Source organism: Tessaracoccus aquimaris (genome assembly GCF_001997345.1).
GTDB lineage: Bacteria > Actinomycetota > Actinomycetes > Propionibacteriales > Propionibacteriaceae > Arachnia > Arachnia aquimaris.
Window position 1 is genome coordinate 389,184 of sequence record NZ_CP019606.1, and the last position, 18,161, is coordinate 407,344.

The following is an 18,161-nucleotide window of genomic DNA, read 5'->3' on the forward strand; positions in this document are numbered from 1 at the left end:
TTTTAGCGCCGAACTGCGAACCCGAGCAGCAGGAGGCCGAGCAGGCTGGTCGCGGCCAGAAGGCCGGCGGTCCATGTGCCGAGAGTGACAGCCGGGGTCAGTCCGGTGCGTAGTGGGATGGTGGTGACGCGGGCGCCGGCGGTGTCGGCGGGAAGGTCGTCGAGGAGGGTGCCGTCGGGGGCGAAGGCTTGGCTGGTGCCGGTCGTGGAGACGTTGACGACGCTTCGGCCGGTTTCGATTGCTCGCATCCGGGCGAAGGCGGCCTGTTGCAGGTTCTCGTCGGTGCCGCGGAAGTCGCCGTTGTTGGATTGGAGCAGGTATAGCTGAGCCCCGTCTTGGGCGCCCTGCCAGATGACGTCATCAAAGATGACGTCGAAGCAGATCGCCAATCCCACCCCGACGCCGTTCAGGTTGATGTGCGGGGAGTTGGTGCCGGGGGTGTACTCGCGTCCGATCAGGCCGATCAGGTCGGGTGCGATTCGCTGGTAGAGCCAGCGGTCGGGCACATACTCGCCGAACGGCACCGGATTCGCCTTGTCGAACAGCTGGACTTCGCCGCCGGTAGGCGGCCAGAGCAGGGAGGTGTTGTAGGTGTTCTCCCCGCGGCGGGTTGCAGCGTTCACCAGCAAGGGCGCCGAGACCTGGTGGGACAGCTCATCGAGTGCCCTGCTGGTCCCCAGGTTGTTGAGTGGGTCACTGTCGACCCCTCCTTCGGGCCAGACCAGCACATCCATCGGTTGGCCGATCAGCGGCATGGTCGCGGCGGTCTGTGCGGTGAGCATCGCACCAGGGGCCGCGGCGTCGAAGTAGCCGGCCGGCCCGTTGCCCTGCACCCAGCCCACGGTCACCTCACCAGCCGGGGTGGTGGGGAACTGCGGTGTCACGAGCAGCAAGGCGGTCACCGCGGCAGGCATGACCAGGCCCCGCCAGTCACGCCGGCGACCGATCCGCCACCACTGCGCGATCCCTGCACAGACGGCTGCTATCAGGAACGACAAGCCGGTCACACCTACCCACGAGACAGCTTCGGCGAACGGGCTGCCGGCCTGGCTCATCCCCAGACGAGCCCAGGGGAACCCGCCGTAGGGCCAGCTGCCCATGATGGACTCGCGCAGTGTCCACAACCCTCCGACCAGAAGCGGGACGATCACTAGCTGACCCCACTTGCCGCGCAGCGTCCGCGTGGACCACCGGTAGGCCAACGCGATCGGTATTGCTCCCGCGGCGAACAACAGTGCCTGCAAGCCGGCCAGACCGAGCCACGGCAGCGGACCCAGAAACCGTCCCGCCCAACTCAGGTGCGCCACGAAGAAGGCACCGCCGTAGACCAGAGCGACCAGAAAGGCTCCGCCCGACTTCCGGCCGGCGAGCGCGAGCAGGGCCAGGGTGACGCTGACGAAGGCGATCGGCCACCAGCCGAGTTCGGGGAATGCAGCGTCCAGCCCCACGCCAGCCAAAGCCGAGGTCACAATGGCCCACCCCAGCGGCAGCGCAGGCCGCGCCGGCTGCGCGGGCTGGCTGATGTCGTCCGCAGGCGGACTGGTCGTGGTGATGGTCATGCTGACCGCTAGTGGGTGCTGGCCAGCACGGCACTGGGTTGTTCCGCAGACCTGGCATTGCTCAAAGCGGCCGGTCGTTGGGCGGCGCGGATGCCGTTGAGGATCACCACGACCTCGGCCACCTCGTGGACCAGGACAATCCCAGCCAGTCCGACGATGCCGAACAGCGCCAGCGGGAACAACAGCACGATGATCGCCAGCGCGAGGCCAATGTTCACCGTCATGATCCGCCGTCCCCGGCGCGCGTGAGCCAGCGCGGCGGGTATGAGCCGCAGGTCGTGACCGGTGAACGCCACGTCCGCTGAGTCGATCGCGGCGGCTGCTCCTTTGGCGCCCATGGCGATGCCCACCGTCGCTGTCGCTAGCGCTGGGGCGTCATTGATGCCGTCGCCCACCATCGCCGTGGGGCTGCCACCGGTAAGTTCCCTGATGGCCAGGGCCTTGTCGGCCGGAAGTTGCTCGGCCCTCACGTTGGTGATCCCGGCCTGCCGGGCCAGCGCGTTCGCGGTGCTGGCGTTGTCGCCGGTCAGCATGATCGTGTCAATGCCCTGGGCGCGCAGCAGACGTACCGTTTCTGCGGACTCAGGTCGCAGTTCGTCACGAATGCCGATCAGCCCGGCTATCTGACCGTCGGCTTCGACCACGACGACCGTCATGCCCTCGCCCGCCATTGCATCAGCATCTGGCGAAAGCCCTGCGGGGTCGATCCATCGAACGTTACCGACCCTGACCCGGGCATCTCCGACCTGACCGGTGATGCCGCAGCCGGCTTCTTCGACCACCCCGGATGCCGCGGGCGCGCCCGATACGGTCGCGGCGATCGCCGCCGCCAACGGGTGGGCGCTGGATGCCTCCAAAGCCCCAGCCAGCGACAACAAGTCCCCCCGCGAGATGCCAGGCGAGGTTCGTACGTCCACCACCGCGGGGTCGTTCCGGGTCAGGGTGCCGGTCTTGTCCAGCGCGATCGTGCGAATGGTCCCCAATTGTTCGAACGCTTCGCCCGACTTGATCACGACACCGAACTTCGACGCCGCGCCGATCGCGCTGATCACGGTCACCGGCACCGCGATGGCTAAAGCGCACGGTGACGCCGCGACCAGCACCACCAGAGCTCGTTCGGTCCAGGTCCATGGATCACCGACGATGAACCCGAAGACAACCACCAGGACCGCCACGACCAGCACCACGGGCACCAGCGGGCGGGCGATCCGATCCGACAAACGCGCCCGTTCCCCTTGCGGGCGTGGGCCTGCTCGACCAGCGCCACGATCTGAGTCAGCGAGTTATCCCGGCCATCCGCGGTGGCCTCGACCTGCAGGGTCGCCGAGCCGTTCACCGACCCCGCCGGCACCTCATCGCCCGGACCCACCTCCACCGGGATCGACTCTCCAGTCACTGCCGATGTGTCGATGCTCGATCGGCCCATCACCACGACCCCATCGGTCGCAACCCGCTCACCAGCGCCGACCACCAGGATGTCCAGCACCTGCACCTCCGCGGCCGGGACCGTCACGTCTCCGCCCAGCCGCGAGATACGAACGGTCTGCGGAATCAGCGCCAGCAGCCCCCGCAGACCGTCCTTCGCACGATCCATCGCCCGGTCCTCAAGAGCCTCGGCCAACGAGAACAAGAAGGCCAGCGCAGCCGCCTCCCCGACATGTCCCAGAAGAACCGCCCCGACCGCCGCGATCGTCATGAGCAGGCCTACGCCGAGTCGGCCGCGAGCCAGCCGCCGGAGAGCGCCCGGCACGAAGGTGTAGGCCCCAGCCGCCAGGGCAACGGCCTGAAGCCCTCCAGCGGCCAGGTCGAGCCCGGCCCATGCCAGACCATAACCGGCAAGCAGAAACACCCCAGAGACCAGCGACGGCAGCAAAGCGGGATCCCGCCACCACGGTGGCCGCACCCCCTCAGTGTCCTCGTCGCGCTCGCCGCGACCATTGGAAGCCGGCTCGCAGCACGCGCCGCCCGGTGTGTGCGCCGCAACTCTCAGGTCTCCGGCGGGTCCGGGTTGGTTTGTTCCAGGTTCCCGCAGCAGACTCATCGGCAAGGAGCCGTCCCCACGTGGAGCGTCCTCGCCGCAGCACTCCCTGCTCACCGGGCCTCTCCCGTCCTGCCAGCACCCGGGCCACAGCACAACGGCACGTCACAGTCCTCATTCACACAGGACACGCCGTCGTCGTAGGCGACCACCGCCTCCACCAGCAACTCCAGCGCTCGCGTCAGATGCGGGTCAGCGATCTCGTACCGCGTCTGCCGGCCCTCGGGCGTTGCCACCACCAATCCGCAGCCGCGCAGGCAGGCCAGATGGTTCGACACATTGGTGCGGGTCAGGCCCAGTGACTCCGACAACCGAGCCGGGTACCCCGGCGCCTCCAGCAACTGGAGCAGAATCCGCGAACGGGTCGGATCGGCCATCGCCCGGCCCAACCGATTCATCACGTCCAACCGGGAAGCAAGAGTCAGCACACACTGACCATACATCGGATGCTGACCTTATGCGTGAGGATGGGTCACCCAGGCAGCCCGGTTTCTTTTGACGCCGCAACGTGGCTCACGCTGATCCCGGCGGTGAGTACGTGGATCGGTGTCGGGTCAGACCGGCAGTGCAAAACTGCTCGCCCACTGCCGTACACCGGCCATTGCGATGTCCCACCAGCCGGTGATCAGCAGCACCCCGATCACCATCATGGTCACCCCGCCGGTGACCTGAATGGCACGATGGTGGCGGCGCACCCAGCCCAGCGTGCCGCCCAGCCGGTCGAAGGCCAGTCCAGCGACAATGAACGGCAGCCCGAGGCCGAGCGCGTAAGCGAAGGCAAGCACGGCGCCGCGCAGCGCAGTGCCCTCGTTCAGGGCCAACGTGAGCACGACCGATAGCGCCGGGCCGATACATGGCGTCCACCCCAGCCCGAACACGATTCCCAGCAGCGGCGACGCCGCCACGCCGGCTCGGGGGAGCACTTGCAGCCGCCACGTCCCGCGACCCCACGGCAGCCAGTCGGTGAACACTAATCCCAGGGCGATGCTCAACACGCCGGCAGCCACCATCAATGGCCGCTGCCACGCGAAGAGCGCGGCACCCACCGAACCCATCAGCGCTCCGGTGGCGACGAACACCGCCGCGAAACCGCCCACGAACCCCAGCGTCCCGAGCAGTACGCGACCCCGCCCGGCCACCCCTTTCGCGCTCTGGCCGGTAGTGATGTCCGCAGCCCCCATCCCGGTGGCGTACGACAGGTAGCCAGGCAGCAGCGGCAGCACGCACGGTGAGAAGAACGACACCAGCCCGGCGAGGAGCGCGATCGGCAAACCCAATGCGACCGAGCCGCCCACAGCCTGGCGGATCCAGTCGCCCAACTCCAGCGGGATCACTTGCCCGCTGCCACGTCTTGGATCAGACCCACCAGGGTCGATTCTGTGGTCTCGCCGATGATCCGGGCAGCGACCCGGCCCTCCAGGTCGACCACGATCGTGCTTGGGATGGCGTTGGGCGGCAACTCGCCGGAGAAGTTCAGCAGAAGCGCACCCTCAGGGTCGAACAGGTTCACATAGGGAACCTCGAATGCCCGCACGAACGCACGGGGCGCGGCCTTGTCGAAGTCTCGGGTGTTCAACCCGACGAAGACTGCCTGGTCGGCAAGCTTCTGGCTGGCGGCCACGAGCGCGGGCGCCTCGGAGCGGCATGGCGCGCACCAGGAACCCCACACGTTGTAGACGATCACCTTCCCGGAGACGTCAGCACTCGTCCACCGCTCGTCATCCAGCGTGACGCCCTCGATCACGGGCGCCTGCGGACGCTCATCGGCAGGCAGCACCGTCAGGCTGCCATCACCCGACACGAACCCTCCAGTGTTGGCTTGTGTCGACCCGCAACCCGCGAGCAGAACACCCGACGCGATCGCAACGGCCGCGCTCCAGAGCCGGCGCCTGACCGTGTGCGGAAGGCTCCCAATGTGCGACCGTTGCACTGATCCAACCTCTCAGAGTCACAGTTGCGGTCCCGACCACTGCCAGGGACCGTCCCTGGCCCACAAGACTGCCACAGCCGAAAAGGGCCTCCGGCAAGCAGCTTCGTGGCCTGGTAGTCAAACCCCATCAGCCACGTGATCTCGCGTCAACCCTCTATCGCTGCGAGTACTGCCGTCGTCGGACAGAGCGCAGCGGCACGCTTCGGCCAGTAGCTAGACTCATCGACAACCCGAGGAGCGAGCATGAGATCACAACGCGGCGGCGCCGCAGGCGCCGCCGCGTTGATGCTCATCGGTGCGAGCAACCTTGCTACCGGAGTGAGATCGGTGAACATCGCCGATACAGCCTGTATGCCGCAGGTGCCCCTGATCGCGCCGTTCGGCGTCCACCTCGATCTGTTGGTCGAGTCCGAGCTGTGCCCAGAGCACAGCTACCTGCCAGGGCTGAACTTCGGACGCTTCGCACAGTCCTTCATGGTGCTCTCAGCAACCACCTTGATCGCCGGCCTGGTCGTTCTGCTGCTCGGGCTCGGCGTGGGACTCTACGCCCGCCAGGCAGCAAAGACGGCCCGCGACTGGTTCCGGACACGCCTAAGTGATGCCAGGCCGGCGACCCTTACCGTGCCTACCCACGTTGCCGTCACGGCCCTCGTGGTGGCCACCCCCGGACGTCGCCCCTATCACCCGCTTCAACGCCGAGGCCCACCCGCCCTGTCCTGCTGATCGACTCAACTCGCACCCGTGCGCAGACGAGCGCCCTTTCGGTGAACGCCGAGGTCCTGGTGCTCGGCGCGGCGCTGCGGTGCGTCCGAACGACGACAGACAGGTCCAACCACCTTGACCACATCAGACGACCTTTTGGAGCGCATCCACCGTTTCAGACAGACCGACAGGTGGATCTTCTCCACCATGCTCTTCTCGGCCTGCCTCAGCCTGTACGCCTCCTTCGTCCTGTCAACCGACGCCATCCGGCTAGCGGCCAACCCCAAAGTCGGACTCCCATGCAACCTCAACGAGGTCATCAACTGCAGCGCAGTCGCCAGATCCTGGCAGGCCGGACTGTTCGGATTCCCGAACGCGTTCCTCGGCCTGATGGCCGAGCCCGTAGTCATCACCATCGCGGTCGCCAGCCTCGCCGGCGTCAGGTTTCCGCGAGGCTTCATGCTCGCCGCCCAGATCGTCTATGGCCTGGGCTTCGTGTTCGCCTACTGGCTGTTCTTTGAGTCCACTTTTGTCATCGGGGCGCTGTGCCCCTGGTGCCTGTTGGTGACTGTGTCCACCACCTTGGTGTTCGCATCACTCACCCACGTCAACCTGCGCGACAACAACCTGTTCCTCCCAACGAGCCTGCACAAGACCTTGACCAAAGGGCTTCGCCTGGGAGTCGACAACCTGCTCGTCGTGCTCTGGCTCGGAGCGATCACCACCTTGGTGCTCGCCAAATACGGTCCAGCCCTCTTCGGGTAAGGACCCCAACCAAACGACCTGCCCACACACCGCGTCGCCGCCAGTCAGCACGCGTCCTACCCACATCTTCCGGCAAGGAGCCCTACATGCCCAGCAATCAGAAGCCCAAGAAGCCAATCGTCGACGAACGCCCCGAACCAGGGGAACGTGGCGCCCGAAGAACCATCATCTTGATCTGCGCGGTGCTGGTGATCTCGGTGGTCATCTTCGGCATCATCCAAGCCAGTCGCCAGCCCGCCGCCGTCGTCGAGCCGTCCACACCCGTCCCCACCGAAACCTCCGGCGCGCTCGTGGTACGCGAAGACTCCCGCCGACTCAACGACGTGCCAGATGCCACTGTGACCTTCGTAGAGTTCCTGGACTTCGAGTGCGAGGCCTGCGCCGCGGTCTTCCCGGCGATCGAGCAACTCCGGCAGACCTACGGCGATCGAGTGTCCTTTGTCATCCGGTACTTCCCGCTACCCAGCCACTTCAACAGCGAACGCGCGGCCAGAGCGGTCGAAGCCGCCGCTCAGCAAGGAGAACTTGAAGCGATGTACACCAAGATGTACCAGACCCAGACCGAGTGGGGTGAACAGCAGATACCCAAAGACGACCTGTTCCGCCAGTACGCCCAAGAACTCGGCCTCGACCTTGAGCAATGGGACGCCGCGTACAACTCTGAGGCCACGCTCCAGTTCATCCGCAACGACTTCAACGACGGTGTGGCCCTGGGCGTGACTGGTACGCCAACCTTCTTCCTCAATGCAGAGTTGATCAGTCCTGAGACCCTTGATGACCTCACCACCATGCTCGACCAGGCGCTCGCTGAGTAGACCGCTGCGGGTGCGGTACTGCCTACATGTCTGAGCCACTGCGGGTCGGCAGCGACTACTGGCCGGTTTGGGCATGCACGTACGCCGGCTCTCGCCCCATCGGCCCCGCGGCTCTCGATTGTGTCAGAGTCATCGTGATCCGTAGTGGTAGCGCACTCCTCGTTGGCGAGTTGGGGCAAAGGCTTGTGAAGACGGGGGATGTGGTCCTCCTTGCAGCAAACGTCCTGTGCGGAAGCGAGCCTGAGGGCCACATCACCTTGACCACGATCCATGCGGATACGGACTATGTGATCGATCAGGTCTACTGGCAGCACGCTGGGCTCGTGCGGGATCGGCTTGATGCTCAGGACTTCGCGGCGACCATCTACGCCGAGCCAGCGCAGGTTCTCAGCCTCGGTGAAAGGCAGGCCGAGACACTCACAACTTGGCTCGACGAGATGGTCGCGCTGAGCGCCGAGCGGCCCGTTGCTCGCTACTTCTTCCGGATGCAGGCCCTGTGGTTTTCCATAGCACACGTCATTGCCCCGTTCATCAAGGCGTCCCCGGTGCGGATATCAGCCGCCCGGCCGAGTCATGTCCGGCCAACCTTGCCGAGGGAACGACGGTTCGCTCCCATCAGGGAGGAGGCCCGCAGAGTTGCTGAGCTGTTGCGGACATCACCCGAGCGGCGATGGACTCTCGCCGCTTTGGCCATGGAAGTACACCTGTCGCCTGCTCAGCTAGGCAGGGTGTTCGTCGACGCCTTTGGCAAGACACCGCTCGCGTTCCTAACGATGGTGCGAGCCGAACGCTTGGCAAGGTACCTGCGCGAGACGGACCTCACTGTCACCGAGGCAATGTGGCGGGTCGGATGGCGCAGCCGAAGTCACGGCACGGAACTGTTCCGTCAGTACGTCGGACTGACGCCGGGTGCCTACCGACGACGCCAAGGGTCGTGTGGGCGCAACTGATGTACCCGATCTCGTCGTGTTCAGTGCCCGATTTCGGGACGTCTGTCTTCCCTGGGCCTCTCATAGCCGGTCGGTGATGTAGTCCGGTAGGGACTCGTCAGGTTCGTGTTGTCGCCTGGCGGTCTTGGTCGCACCCCTGGCCCGCCGTGCTTCTTGATGTTCCTGGCGTACCTCACGGTCACCGACGATCGGGTGATCTCGGCGGAGGGAAGGTCCAGGATGACTGCGACGGAGGAAGTACGAGCCAAGCGGGACGCGAAGCTCGATGAGCTGCACGAGAAGCTGACTGGCGCGGTGGAGACGCTGGTCTCCGGGCGGGACTGGGCCCGCGCGTTGGCGTTCGCGGCCCGGTTCCGATCGCGCTCGTTCAACAACGCGCTGCTGATCTGGGTTCAGCACGAGGCTGCGTTCGAGGCTGGCCGGGTGCCCGGGCCGGTGCCGTCGTATGTGGCTGGGTATCGGCAGTGGCAGCAGCTTGGCCAGCAGGTGCAGAAGGGCCAGCCGGGTTACATGATCTTCGCTCCGGTGACCGGCCGGTTCGCCTCGTCGAATCCTGGTGATCCGTCGTCGTGGCGTCGTTTGGGTCCGCGCGAGAAGCACAAGGTCAACGAGGTAGTGCGCACGAAGATGGTGGGCGCTCGGCCCGCCTATGTGTGGGACGTGACGCAGACCGAGGGCGATCCGATCCCTGAGCCACTCGCACCGAAGCTGCTGGACGGCGAAGCCCCGCAGGGACTGTGGGATGGCCTGGCCATGCAGGTCGAAGCGTTGGGGTTCGAGGTGCTGCGTGTCCCGGATGACGGGCGGATCGGCGGCGCGGACGGCCTGACCGACTACGTCGCTCGGCAGGTATCGGTGCGTACCGATGTGACGGAGGTCAATCAGATCGCCACGTTGGCGCACGAGCTGGCGCATGTGCTGATGCACGACCCCAAGGATGAGGACGCTCGCCAGCATCGGGGTGTTCGTGAGGTGGAGGCCGAGAGCGTGGCGTTGATGGTCGGTGCTGCGCACGGGTTGGATACCAGTGGTTACACGATTCCGTATGTGGCGGGGTGGGCGTCGTCGGTCAAGGACGCTGAACCTGTGGAGGTCGTCAAGGCGACCGGTGAGCGGGTGCGGAGGACGGCGCTGGGCATCCTCGACCAGCTGGACACGTTCCAGGTCGCCGATGGCACGCCGCCTGGTCTTGCGCGTGATGTTCCCACTGCGGAGCCGAAGGCGCTGCATGTGCCGCCGCCGTCGGAGCATCGGCCGGCGGCGAGGGTGCCGGTGGTGGCGGGTCGGGGGTTGTGATGCCCGCGCGTGCCGACTTCACCAGGGCGTTGTTGCGTGCCAGTGGTGCTTCGACGCTGGCGGCGTCGGCCCGGCATCTCGCGCAGGTGGGGGTGCCGGTGTTCCCCTGCCAGCCGAGTGGGAAGCGTCCGCTCACGACGCGGGGGTTCCACGATGCCACCACCGACATCGGCCGGGTCGAGGCGTGGTGGTCGCGGACTCCGGAGGCGAACCTGGGTGTCCCGACTGGCGTGGTGTCGGGGATGGTCGTGGTGGATGTGGACGTGCATGGCCCGGTTGATGGGCGGCAAGCGTTCGCCCGCGCCGAGCGAGCCGGGCTCGTCGATGGCTGGGGTCTGCTGGTGGAGACCCCGACGGGTGGCCTGCACGCCTACTTCGCTGCGACGGCGGGGGTCGAGCAGCGGTCATGGCAGGCCGCTCGTGCGGGGGTGGACTTCCGGGGTGATGGCGGGTACATCATCGTGTCGCCCTCGGTTCGCATCGTCGGCGGTGTCCCGATCCGCTACGAGGTCGTCAATGTCGGCGACCAGCCTGCCGCTGCGCTGGACTCGCGTCGGCTGCGGGACTTCCTCGATCCACGTCCGGGACCGGTCGTGCGGCAGGGTCGTGGGTTGGTGCGGTTGGCGGATATGAACCGGCTGGCGTTCTGGGTCGCTGGGCGTGGTGAGGGTGAGCGGAACCGGGGGCTGTTCTGGGCCGCGTGCCGCTTGGCCGAGAGTGATGTCTCTGCCTCGGATGCGCTCGATGTCCTCAGCGCAGCCGCCAGCCAGGCCGGGCTGGGCGAACGCGAGATCGCCACCACGGTGCGCTCCGCCTACCGGATCGCGCACCCCGCGCCCGAAGCCGGTGGCCCCGGCCTCGGTGGCGGCGCCTGGTTCGAGCGAGCCAACGCCCCGAACCCAGGCATGGGTGGGCGGAGGCTGTGATGAAGACGACCGGTAGGCAGTGGGCGGGGCGCACCGCAGTGGTGGGGACGGTGTTCATCGCGTTGGGTGCGTTCTGGCTGAGCTTTACCGCGCTCGCCGATCTGGCGGCGCGTTCCGGGGTCGACCGGGGACAGGCGTGGGCGTGGCCGTTGATCGTTGATGGGATCATCGTGGTGGCGACGGTCGCGGTGGTGGCGCTGGCTGGGCAACGCTCAGCCTGGTATCCCTGGTCGCTGCTGGTCGGCGGGGCGCTGGTGTCGGTGACGGCGAATGCGATCCACGCTGTGGTCGCTGCGGACGCCGATGTGCCCGGCCTGCTGGCTGCCTCGGTGGCCGCGGTACCGCCGGTGGTGCTGCTGGCGATCACCCATCTCACCGTGATCCTCACCCGCACCTTCCCACAGGAGTTGCCGGGGCAGCCTGAGGTGTTGTCCGAGATCCCGGAGATGCTGTCCGAGGTGTATGCCGGACCGCAGGGTGTTGTCCACTCAAAGTCGTTGTTGTCCGTTGCCTCTGAACCTCTGGCCGATGAGCGGGAGTTGTCCTTAGCCTCGGATGAAACCCCTGGTCGTTCTGATCGCCGGGCTCGTGCTGCGGCGTTGCGGGCCGCGGGCTGGTCGAACAAGCGGATTGCCCGCGAGGTGCAGGTGCATCCGGCAACTGTGGGGAGATGGTTCGCCGCCGCGCACCTTCCCGACACCAATGATGACGCCGCCGGCGAGCGGGAGGAGACGCGTCAGCGCCAGCCCTCCCCTGACGACGCCGACGGCCCCCGCCCAGCACCGGCATTCGTCGAATGGCTCATGGGCCTGCCGACTGGATGGGTCACCGATAGCGGCGGCCTGACGCAGAATCAACAGATCACCGCCCTCGGCAACGGATTGCTACCCCTCCAGGCTGTGTCCGCGCTGTCACTGCTCGCCGCGTGAACGTGGGCTACGAGAGAGCGGCGTCCTCCGGTGCTCCCGGTGTCGTTCCCAGAGCGGCGAGCAGGCGGACCCGGACTCGCTGCTTGCGCTGCTCGAAGAACGAGGTGAAGTCGGCCAAGTCGAGCGGAAGGCCGTCGAGGTCGTCCTCGGCAAGGTACGTAGCTCGCTTGTCCTTCGCTCGGGAAGGCGGTGTCCATCCACTCCGCAGGCAGTCCATCCTGCTTCTCGATGTTGGCGGCCCCACTCAGCAACTGAAGGTTCGGCAGCAGGCATGCGGCGGCCAAGTAGTCGTCGACCTTAATCGAGCGGGACGCCGGCACGGAGGAACGGGACATATTCTCCACGACGGATCTTCGAGCACTTCGCCACGCTCGCTGGTAGGGAGCTGTCAACTGACTCGCCGCTCATGAGGACACCTGGCGCCGACTGTACGTCGTACAGTGTATAGTCATCGTATGCTGACTATTTCCGATCGACTCGACGTGATGAACCGGCTCGGCCGAGCTATGGCCGACCCGACCCGCTCCCGCATTCTGCTGACCCTGCTGGCCGGGCCGAGCTACCCGGCGGTGCTGTCCCGCGAGCTGGGGTTGTCGCGCTCGAACGTGTCGAACCATCTGACATGCCTGCGCGGGTGCGGGATCGTGGTGGCCGAGCCCGAGGGCCGACAGACCCGCTACGAGGTGGCAGACCCGCACCTGGCCCGCGCGCTGACGGCGCTGGTGGATGTCACGCTCGCGGTCGACGAGAGCGTGCCGTGCATGGACCCGGACTGCGGGGTCGAGGGTTGCCAGGCGGGGGAGGTGCGGGCGTGAGCGCGGTCACGGGTTCGCAGGTCGAGCATGTCGACCTCGACGACCACGATGATGACGATGACCGGCCGTGGTATCGGAGCCCGAGCGTTCTGATCCCGATCGCCTCCGGCGTCGCGTTCGCCGCCGGCCTGGTGTGCGAGTGGACCGGCGCGGAGACCGCGGGCCTGGTGCTGTTCTGGATCGGCCTGCTGCTGGGCGCGTACACGTTCGTGCCGGGCGCGCTGCGCAAGCTGTTCACCAAGGGCAAGCTCGGCATCGGGCTGCTGATGACGATCAGCGCGACCGGCGCGGTGATCCTCGGCTACGTCGAGGAGGCCGCCGCGCTGGCATTCCTGTACTCCATCGCGGAGGCGCTGGAGGACAAGGCGATGGACCGCGCCCGCGCAGGGTTGCGGGCGCTGTTGAAGCTCGTGCCCGAAACCGCACTCGTCAAGCGCGGCGACGCCACCGCCGAGGTCGAGGCGAAGGAGCTGCGCGTCGGGGATGTCCTGGTGGTCCGGCCGGGCGAACGGATCGCCACCGACGGCACCGTGCGGGCCGGGCGGAGCAGCCTGGACACGTCCGCGATCACGGGTGAATCGATCCCGGTCGAGGTCGAACCGGGCACCGACGTCTCGGCCGGGTCGATCAACACCACCGGCGTGCTCGAGGTCGAGGCCACCGCCGCCGGCACCGACAACTCGCTCACCACCATCGTGGAGCTGGTCGAGCAGGCGCAGGCCGAGAAGGGCGACCGTGCCCGCCTGGCCGACCGGATCGCCCGCCCGCTGGTGCCCGGCGTGATGATCCTCGCCGTGCTGGTCGGCGTGCTTGGGTCGCTGTTGAGCGGCGACCCTGAGCTGTGGATCACCCGCGCTCTGGTGGTGCTGGTCGCAGCCTCGCCGTGCGCGCTGGCGATCGCCGTCCCGGTCACCGTTGTTTCCGCGATCGGCGCGGCGTCGAAGTTCGGTGTGGTCGTGAAGTCCGGGGCCGCGTTCGAGCGGTTCGGCGGCATCCGCCACGTCGCCGTCGACAAGACCGGCACGCTGACCCGCAACGAGCCCACGGTGACCCGCGTCGTCACCACCGGCGCGACCGAGAATGAGGTGCTGGCGTGGGCGGCGAGCCTGGAAGGTCACAGCACGCACCCGCTGGCCGCCGCGATCACGAAGGCCGTCCCCGACGCCCCGACCGCGCACGACGTCACCGAGACCGCCGGGCGCGGCATCACCGGCACGCTCGGTAGTGCCCGTCTCGCCGTCGGTAGCCCCCGCTGGCTGGACGCCGGCACGCTGGCCGACCAGGTGCAGGTGATGGAATCCGAGGGGATGACCGTCGTCATCGTCCACCGCGGCGACCGGCCGGCTGGCGCGATCGGGGTGCGTGACGAACTGCGCCCAGAGGTTCCCGAGGTCATCGCCACGCTGAACCGCCGCGGGATCGGGGTGACGATGCTCACCGGCGACAACGCCCGCACCGCCGCAGCGCTGGCCGGCCAGGCCGGCATCATGGACGTGCGCGCCGAGCTGCGCCCCGAGGACAAGGCCACCGCCGTCGCGGAGTTGTCGAAGTCTCAGCCCACTGCCATGATCGGGGACGGCATCAACGACGCTCCCGCGCTGGCGGCCGCGGATGTGGGGATCGCGATGGGAGCCAAGGGCGCCGATGCTGCGATCGAGTCGGCCGACGTCGCGTTCACCGGCCACGACCTGCGCCTCATCCCACAGGCCCTCGCCCACGCCCGCCGCGGCCGCAACATAATCAACCAGAACGTCGTGTTGTCGATCGCGATCATCGTGGTGCTGCTGCCGCTGGCGATTACCGGAGTCCTCGGGCTCGCCGCGGTCGTGCTTGTACACGAGGTCGCTGAAGTCGTCGTCATCCTCAACGGGCTCCGCGCGGCGCGGCGCACGAAGGCATGACCGATCCCCTTGACGGCTCCGCTCCCTCCCCGGGAAAAGCGGATGCCGTGGAAGCGAGTTCTGCCGGCCCGGCGGCGGCGCGCGTCCGGCTCCGCTGGTTCCTGCTCGCGTGCGCCGTCGCCGCTGGCGCGGTGCTGATCGATCAAGGCAGCAAGGCACTCGCCCTCGCTCAGCTCAGCGAGGATGACCGTATTCCGCTCTTGGGAGACTGGCTCGGCTTGCAGCTCGCGTTCAACCCCGGCACCGTGATGTCCCTCGGAGCCGGCGCAACCTGGCTGCTCACCGTCATCGCCGCGGCGGCCTCTGTCGCTCTACTCGTCGCCGCAACCCGCGCCCGCACCGTCGGGTGGGCGGTCGCGATCGGCCTGGTGTGGGGAGGCGCGGTCGGCAACCTGCTGGACCGGCTGTTCGCCCCTCCCGAGTTTGGCCGCGGTCACGTCACCGACTTCCTCGCCTACGGCAACCTGTTCATCGGCAACCTTGCCGACGTCATCCTCGGTTTCGGCGTCGCCCTGGGCGTCCTGCTTTACCTCCGAGGCCCACACCACACCAGGAACGGACAATGATGGTCGCAGAGTATCAACGGCACGCGGCTGCCGGAACCGCTGGGTCGCCAGGCGGCTGTAACGCGGCGGTGGGCGCATGATCCTGTCCTCCGTCCTGCAGGCGATCGGCCTATTCATCGCCACGAACATCGATGACATCATCGTGCTCTCACTGTTCTTCGCCCGAGGCGCGGGCCAGCGCGGGACCACCGCCCGAATCCTGGTCGGACAGTACCTCGGGTTCGCTGGCATCCTGGGCGCTTCCGTGCTGGTGACGCTCGGGGCGGGAGCGTTCCTGCCGCCAGAGGTCATCCCCTACTTCGGACTCATTCCGCTGGGGTTGGGACTTTGGGCTGCGTGGCAAGCCTGGCGCAACCGCGGTGCCGACGATGACGATGAGGCAAAGGTCGAGGGCAAGAAGGTTGGGGTGTGGACGGTGGCCGGGGTGACCTTCGCCAACGGCGGGGACAACATCGGCGTCTACGTCCCGGTCTTCCTCAGCGTGGGCCCAGCGGCCGTGGTGGCGTACTGCATCGTGTTCCTCGCCCTGGTCGCCGCCCTCGTCGGCCTGGGCAAGTTCGTCGCCACCCGCCGACCGATCGCCGAACTCCTGGAACGCTGGGAACACATCCTGTTCCCGATCGTGCTCATCGGCCTGGGCATCTTCATCCTCGTCAGTGGTGGTGCCTTCGGCCTCTGAACTCGTAGCCGACTGCGTAGATGGCAGCGTGCTGTGGTTGCTACCTGGCGGCTGAGTGTCCCGGTGCGCTGCGCGTGTGAGCGGCCCAGACGACGTGCTCGGCGCCGCTGCCTCAACTGAGCCCACGCTGACCGCGTAGGCGTCGATCACGCGGTCGGTGCCGGTGTTGAAGGCGTCGCGGATATCACTTGGATCACCACATCGCTGGGCCCGGCTCTTGTGTCAGGCGCAGCAGGAGGTGGGGAGTTCGTTGCGGAAGAGGTTCGCGGTGAGGCGGATGCCTTCGGCCATGGTGAGGTAGGGGGCCCAGGTGTCGGCGAGTTGGGTGACGGTGAATCCGGCGGTGATGGCGTAGGTTGCGGCGAGCATCATCTCCCCAGCGGTGTCGGCGAGGGCGTGGATACCGAGGACTTTGCCGGTGTCGGCGTCGGCGACGACCTTGATGCCGCCGCGTGTGTCGTGGTTGGCGATGGCCCTGGGCACGTCGGAAAGTCGTAGGAATCGGCAGGCGCACCGGTATCCGGCGGCGATGGCGCTGGCTTCGGTGATCCCGGCGGAGGCCAGTTGGGGTGAGGTGAACAGCACAGACGGCAACCCGGTGTAGTCGACTCGCTCGTCGTGACCCAGGGCGTTGTGCGCGGCGATCTTCCCAGTCCTCGCGGCGACGTACACGTACTGGGGCACGTCAGTGACGTCACCGGCGGCGAACACAGCCGGGTTCGTGGTCCGCTGCTGCTCGTCTACGATGACGAAGCCGCGCTCGTCGGTCGCGATACCCGCAGCAGGAAGGTTGAGCCCTTCGGTGCGCGGGGTGCGACCGGTGGCAACGAGGACACGTTCACCGGTCGCGTCCTTCCCGTTGCGGGTCGTCACCTGGACCAGGCCCTCGTGCTGGGTGATCGTGGCTGCGCGGTCGCCGATGACGCTGATCCCCTCGGCCAGGAAGGCCTTGCGGAGCTCGGATGACAGTTCCGGTTCGGCGTGCGGGGCGAGCCGACCGATGACGGTGACCTCTACTCCGAGCCGGGCGAACAGCTGCGCCTGTTCCAGGCCGACGAAGCCACCGCCGATCACCACGAGCGACGCGGGCAGTTCCGTCAGTTCCATCGCTGTGGTCGACGTGAGGTAATCAACCTGCTCAAGCCCAGGGATTGCCGGCACGTGCGGCTCGGCGCCGGTGGCGACGAGATACGACTTCGCGCGCACCGGTCGTCCATCCACGAGCAGGGTTCCCGCGTCTGTGAACGTTGCAGTGCCCGGGAGGATGTCAAACCCGTAGGCAGCGGCGATGTCGGCGTACTTGGTCTGGCGGAGCATCCCAACCAGATCATCCTTCTGCTCGATGAGCGCGCTGAGATCGACCATCCCAGCAGAGCTGGGGACGCCTGAGAACCGGTTCGTGAGGGCGGAGTGCCGGGTGTGCGCGGCCGCGAGAAGCGTCTTGGACGGCACACAACCCACGTTCACGCAGGTACCGCCGAGGGTTCCCGATTCGATGGCGACCACGCTGGCCCCCTCGAGGCGCGCGTGGATCGCTGCGGACATCGCCGCCCCGCCCGTCCCGATCACCACGAGATCAACCTCCGTGTGCCATGTCACGATGCCTCCTCCAGTTCGAACCGGCCACTCATGCGGCCACTCCTGAAAGAATGGACCTTAAAGTATGCTTGAAGGTCAAGTCGGTGGCCGAGGTGACGATGCGGATCGGAGAACTCGCGGGGAAGGCGAAGACGAGGGCGTCCACGCTGCGGTACTACGAGGAGCGCGGGCTGCTCCAACCGCCGGAGCGCACCCCGGCCGGGTACCGCAACTACGGCGACGAGGCGGTGCAGCGGCTCGAATTCATCGACCGGGCCCGCGCAGCAGGGCTCACCCTCGCGCAAACCGCCGAGATCCTCGAAGTACGTGACGCGGGCGGGTCGCCGTGCGGTCATGTTCGAGACCTCCTCGACCGGCGACTGGTCGAGATCGACGAGCAGCTCGAGCAGCTCCGCCTGCTCCGTACCAGCGTCGCCGAGCTCCGCGCGAACGCAGCACAGACGCCGCCGGAGGCCTGCACACCCGAGTCGATCTGCCGGTACCTCTGACCAATCGGCTGAAGGGTCTTGCTGCCCGGAGGGAACCGTTGTCTTGTCCGCGTAAGGTTGTCGCGCTCGCGGTAGTTCGTCAGGAACTCGTAGAACGTGTACGACTGCGCGGTCTCGGGCTTGAAGTTCCAGAGCAGGAAGGAGCCGACAGGGTATCCGTGCCTCAGACAAATTCACGATGGATAGCTGGCATCAGATACTCG

General features: G+C 67.1%; 19 protein-coding genes. 12 read left to right on the forward strand and 7 right to left on the reverse strand.

Annotated features, from left to right (window positions below):
- Nucleotides 1-2: 2 nt before the first annotated feature.
- The 6 genes from lnt to BW730_RS01835 all read right to left on the reverse strand — a co-directional run bounded on the left by lnt (nt 3) and on the right by BW730_RS01835 (nt 5,512).
- Complete coding sequence (lnt, locus tag BW730_RS01815) at nt 3-1,559, reverse strand: apolipoprotein N-acyltransferase (RefSeq protein ID WP_077684794.1); 1,557 nt, start codon at nt 1,557-1,559, stop codon at nt 3-5.
- 8 nt (nt 1,560-1,567) lie between these two features.
- Nucleotides 1,568-2,746: a heavy metal translocating P-type ATPase gene (locus BW730_RS20460; RefSeq protein WP_250637753.1), complete on the reverse strand. Its 1,179-nt coding sequence runs from the start codon at nt 2,744-2,746 to the stop codon at nt 1,568-1,570.
- Entirely contained in the window at nt 2,632-3,432 is an 801-nt protein-coding gene (locus BW730_RS20465; protein WP_261340784.1) for a P-type ATPase actuator domain-containing protein, read from the reverse strand. Before BW730_RS20465 ends, BW730_RS20460 begins: the two co-directional genes overlap by 115 nt.
- Before the next feature lie 218 nt (nt 3,433-3,650).
- Complete coding sequence (cmtR, locus tag BW730_RS01825; RefSeq protein WP_077687481.1) at nt 3,651-4,025, reverse strand: Cd(II)/Pb(II)-sensing metalloregulatory transcriptional regulator CmtR; 375 nt, start codon at nt 4,023-4,025, stop codon at nt 3,651-3,653.
- 126 nt (nt 4,026-4,151) lie between these two features.
- Nucleotides 4,152-4,931: a cytochrome c biogenesis CcdA family protein gene (locus BW730_RS01830; RefSeq protein ID WP_077684795.1), complete on the reverse strand. Its 780-nt coding sequence runs from the start codon at nt 4,929-4,931 to the stop codon at nt 4,152-4,154.
- The gene (locus BW730_RS01835) at nt 4,928-5,512 is read right to left on the reverse strand and encodes a TlpA family protein disulfide reductase (RefSeq protein WP_077687482.1); all 585 of its coding nucleotides are present in this window, start codon (nt 5,510-5,512) and stop codon (nt 4,928-4,930) included. Before BW730_RS01835 ends, BW730_RS01830 begins: the two co-directional genes overlap by 4 nt.
- A 258-nt stretch (nt 5,513-5,770) precedes the next feature.
- Between BW730_RS01835 and BW730_RS01840 the strand changes: the two genes are divergently transcribed.
- The 11 genes from BW730_RS01840 to BW730_RS01895 all read left to right on the forward strand — a co-directional run bounded on the left by BW730_RS01840 (nt 5,771) and on the right by BW730_RS01895 (nt 15,871).
- The gene (locus BW730_RS01840) at nt 5,771-6,250 is read left to right on the forward strand and encodes a hypothetical protein (RefSeq protein ID WP_026926294.1); all 480 of its coding nucleotides are present in this window, start codon (nt 5,771-5,773) and stop codon (nt 6,248-6,250) included.
- A gap of 114 nt (nt 6,251-6,364) precedes the next feature.
- Entirely contained in the window at nt 6,365-6,994 is a 630-nt protein-coding gene (locus BW730_RS01845) for a vitamin K epoxide reductase family protein (protein WP_026926293.1), read from the forward strand.
- Nucleotides 6,995-7,080: 86 nt separating this feature from the next.
- The gene (locus BW730_RS01850) at nt 7,081-7,809 is read left to right on the forward strand and encodes a DsbA family protein (RefSeq protein ID WP_077684797.1); all 729 of its coding nucleotides are present in this window, start codon (nt 7,081-7,083) and stop codon (nt 7,807-7,809) included.
- Between the two features lie 26 nt (nt 7,810-7,835).
- The gene (locus BW730_RS01855) at nt 7,836-8,759 is read left to right on the forward strand and encodes a helix-turn-helix domain-containing protein (protein WP_077684798.1); all 924 of its coding nucleotides are present in this window, start codon (nt 7,836-7,838) and stop codon (nt 8,757-8,759) included.
- A gap of 156 nt (nt 8,760-8,915) precedes the next feature.
- Nucleotides 8,916-10,055, forward strand: coding sequence for an ArdC-like ssDNA-binding domain-containing protein (locus tag BW730_RS01860; protein WP_226996984.1), 1,140 nt, complete (start codon nt 8,916-8,918; stop codon nt 10,053-10,055).
- Entirely contained in the window at nt 10,055-10,981 is a 927-nt protein-coding gene (locus BW730_RS01865; protein ID WP_077684799.1) for a bifunctional DNA primase/polymerase, read from the forward strand. Before BW730_RS01860 ends, BW730_RS01865 begins: the two co-directional genes overlap by 1 nt.
- A 50-nt stretch (nt 10,982-11,031) precedes the next feature.
- Complete coding sequence (locus tag BW730_RS01870) at nt 11,032-11,910, forward strand: DUF2637 domain-containing protein (protein WP_237267980.1); 879 nt, start codon at nt 11,032-11,034, stop codon at nt 11,908-11,910.
- 455 nt (nt 11,911-12,365) lie between these two features.
- Nucleotides 12,366-12,725 (forward strand): Cd(II)/Pb(II)-sensing metalloregulatory transcriptional regulator CmtR, encoded by a 360-nt coding sequence (gene cmtR, locus BW730_RS01880; RefSeq protein ID WP_026926287.1) that lies wholly within the window; start codon nt 12,366-12,368, stop codon nt 12,723-12,725.
- Nucleotides 12,722-14,626 carry a heavy metal translocating P-type ATPase gene (locus tag BW730_RS01885; protein ID WP_145952683.1) on the forward strand — a complete coding sequence of 635 codons (1,905 nt, stop codon included), beginning with the start codon at nt 12,722-12,724 and terminating at the stop codon, nt 14,624-14,626. Before cmtR (BW730_RS01880) ends, BW730_RS01885 begins: the two co-directional genes overlap by 4 nt.
- Before the next feature lie 47 nt (nt 14,627-14,673).
- Entirely contained in the window at nt 14,674-15,192 is a 519-nt protein-coding gene (locus BW730_RS01890) for a signal peptidase II (protein WP_028707544.1), read from the forward strand.
- A gap of 76 nt (nt 15,193-15,268) precedes the next feature.
- Entirely contained in the window at nt 15,269-15,871 is a 603-nt protein-coding gene (locus BW730_RS01895; RefSeq protein ID WP_026926284.1) for a cadmium resistance transporter, read from the forward strand.
- Between the two features lie 222 nt (nt 15,872-16,093).
- Here BW730_RS01895 and merA read toward each other — a convergent pair whose 3' ends face one another.
- Nucleotides 16,094-17,470 carry a mercury(II) reductase gene (merA, locus tag BW730_RS01900; RefSeq protein ID WP_035757281.1) on the reverse strand — a complete coding sequence of 459 codons (1,377 nt, stop codon included), beginning with the start codon at nt 17,468-17,470 and terminating at the stop codon, nt 16,094-16,096.
- A gap of 68 nt (nt 17,471-17,538) precedes the next feature.
- Between merA and BW730_RS01905 the strand changes: the two genes are divergently transcribed.
- A complete protein-coding gene (locus BW730_RS01905; protein WP_428829745.1) occupies nt 17,539-17,958 on the forward strand; it encodes a heavy metal-responsive transcriptional regulator in 420 nt (139 codons plus the stop codon).
- Nucleotides 17,959-18,161 lie beyond the last annotated feature (203 nt).

Coding starts and splice junctions, on each gene's coding strand:
- BW730_RS01865 (WP_077684799.1), top strand. CDS start 10,055: ATGCCCGCGCGTGCCGACTTCACCAGGGCGTTGTTGCGTGCCAGTGGT.
- BW730_RS01855 (WP_077684798.1), top strand. CDS start 7,836: ATGTCTGAGCCACTGCGGGTCGGCAGCGACTACTGGCCGGTTTGGGCA.
- BW730_RS01860 (WP_226996984.1), top strand. CDS start 8,916: ATGTTCCTGGCGTACCTCACGGTCACCGACGATCGGGTGATCTCGGCG.
- BW730_RS01840 (WP_026926294.1), top strand. CDS start 5,771: ATGAGATCACAACGCGGCGGCGCCGCAGGCGCCGCCGCGTTGATGCTC.
- BW730_RS01895 (WP_026926284.1), top strand. CDS start 15,269: ATGATCCTGTCCTCCGTCCTGCAGGCGATCGGCCTATTCATCGCCACG.
- BW730_RS01850 (WP_077684797.1), top strand. CDS start 7,081: ATGCCCAGCAATCAGAAGCCCAAGAAGCCAATCGTCGACGAACGCCCC.
- cmtR (WP_026926287.1), top strand. CDS start 12,366: ATGCTGACTATTTCCGATCGACTCGACGTGATGAACCGGCTCGGCCGA.
- lnt (WP_077684794.1), bottom strand. CDS start 1,559: ATGACCATCACCACGACCAGTCCGCCTGCGGACGACATCAGCCAGCCC.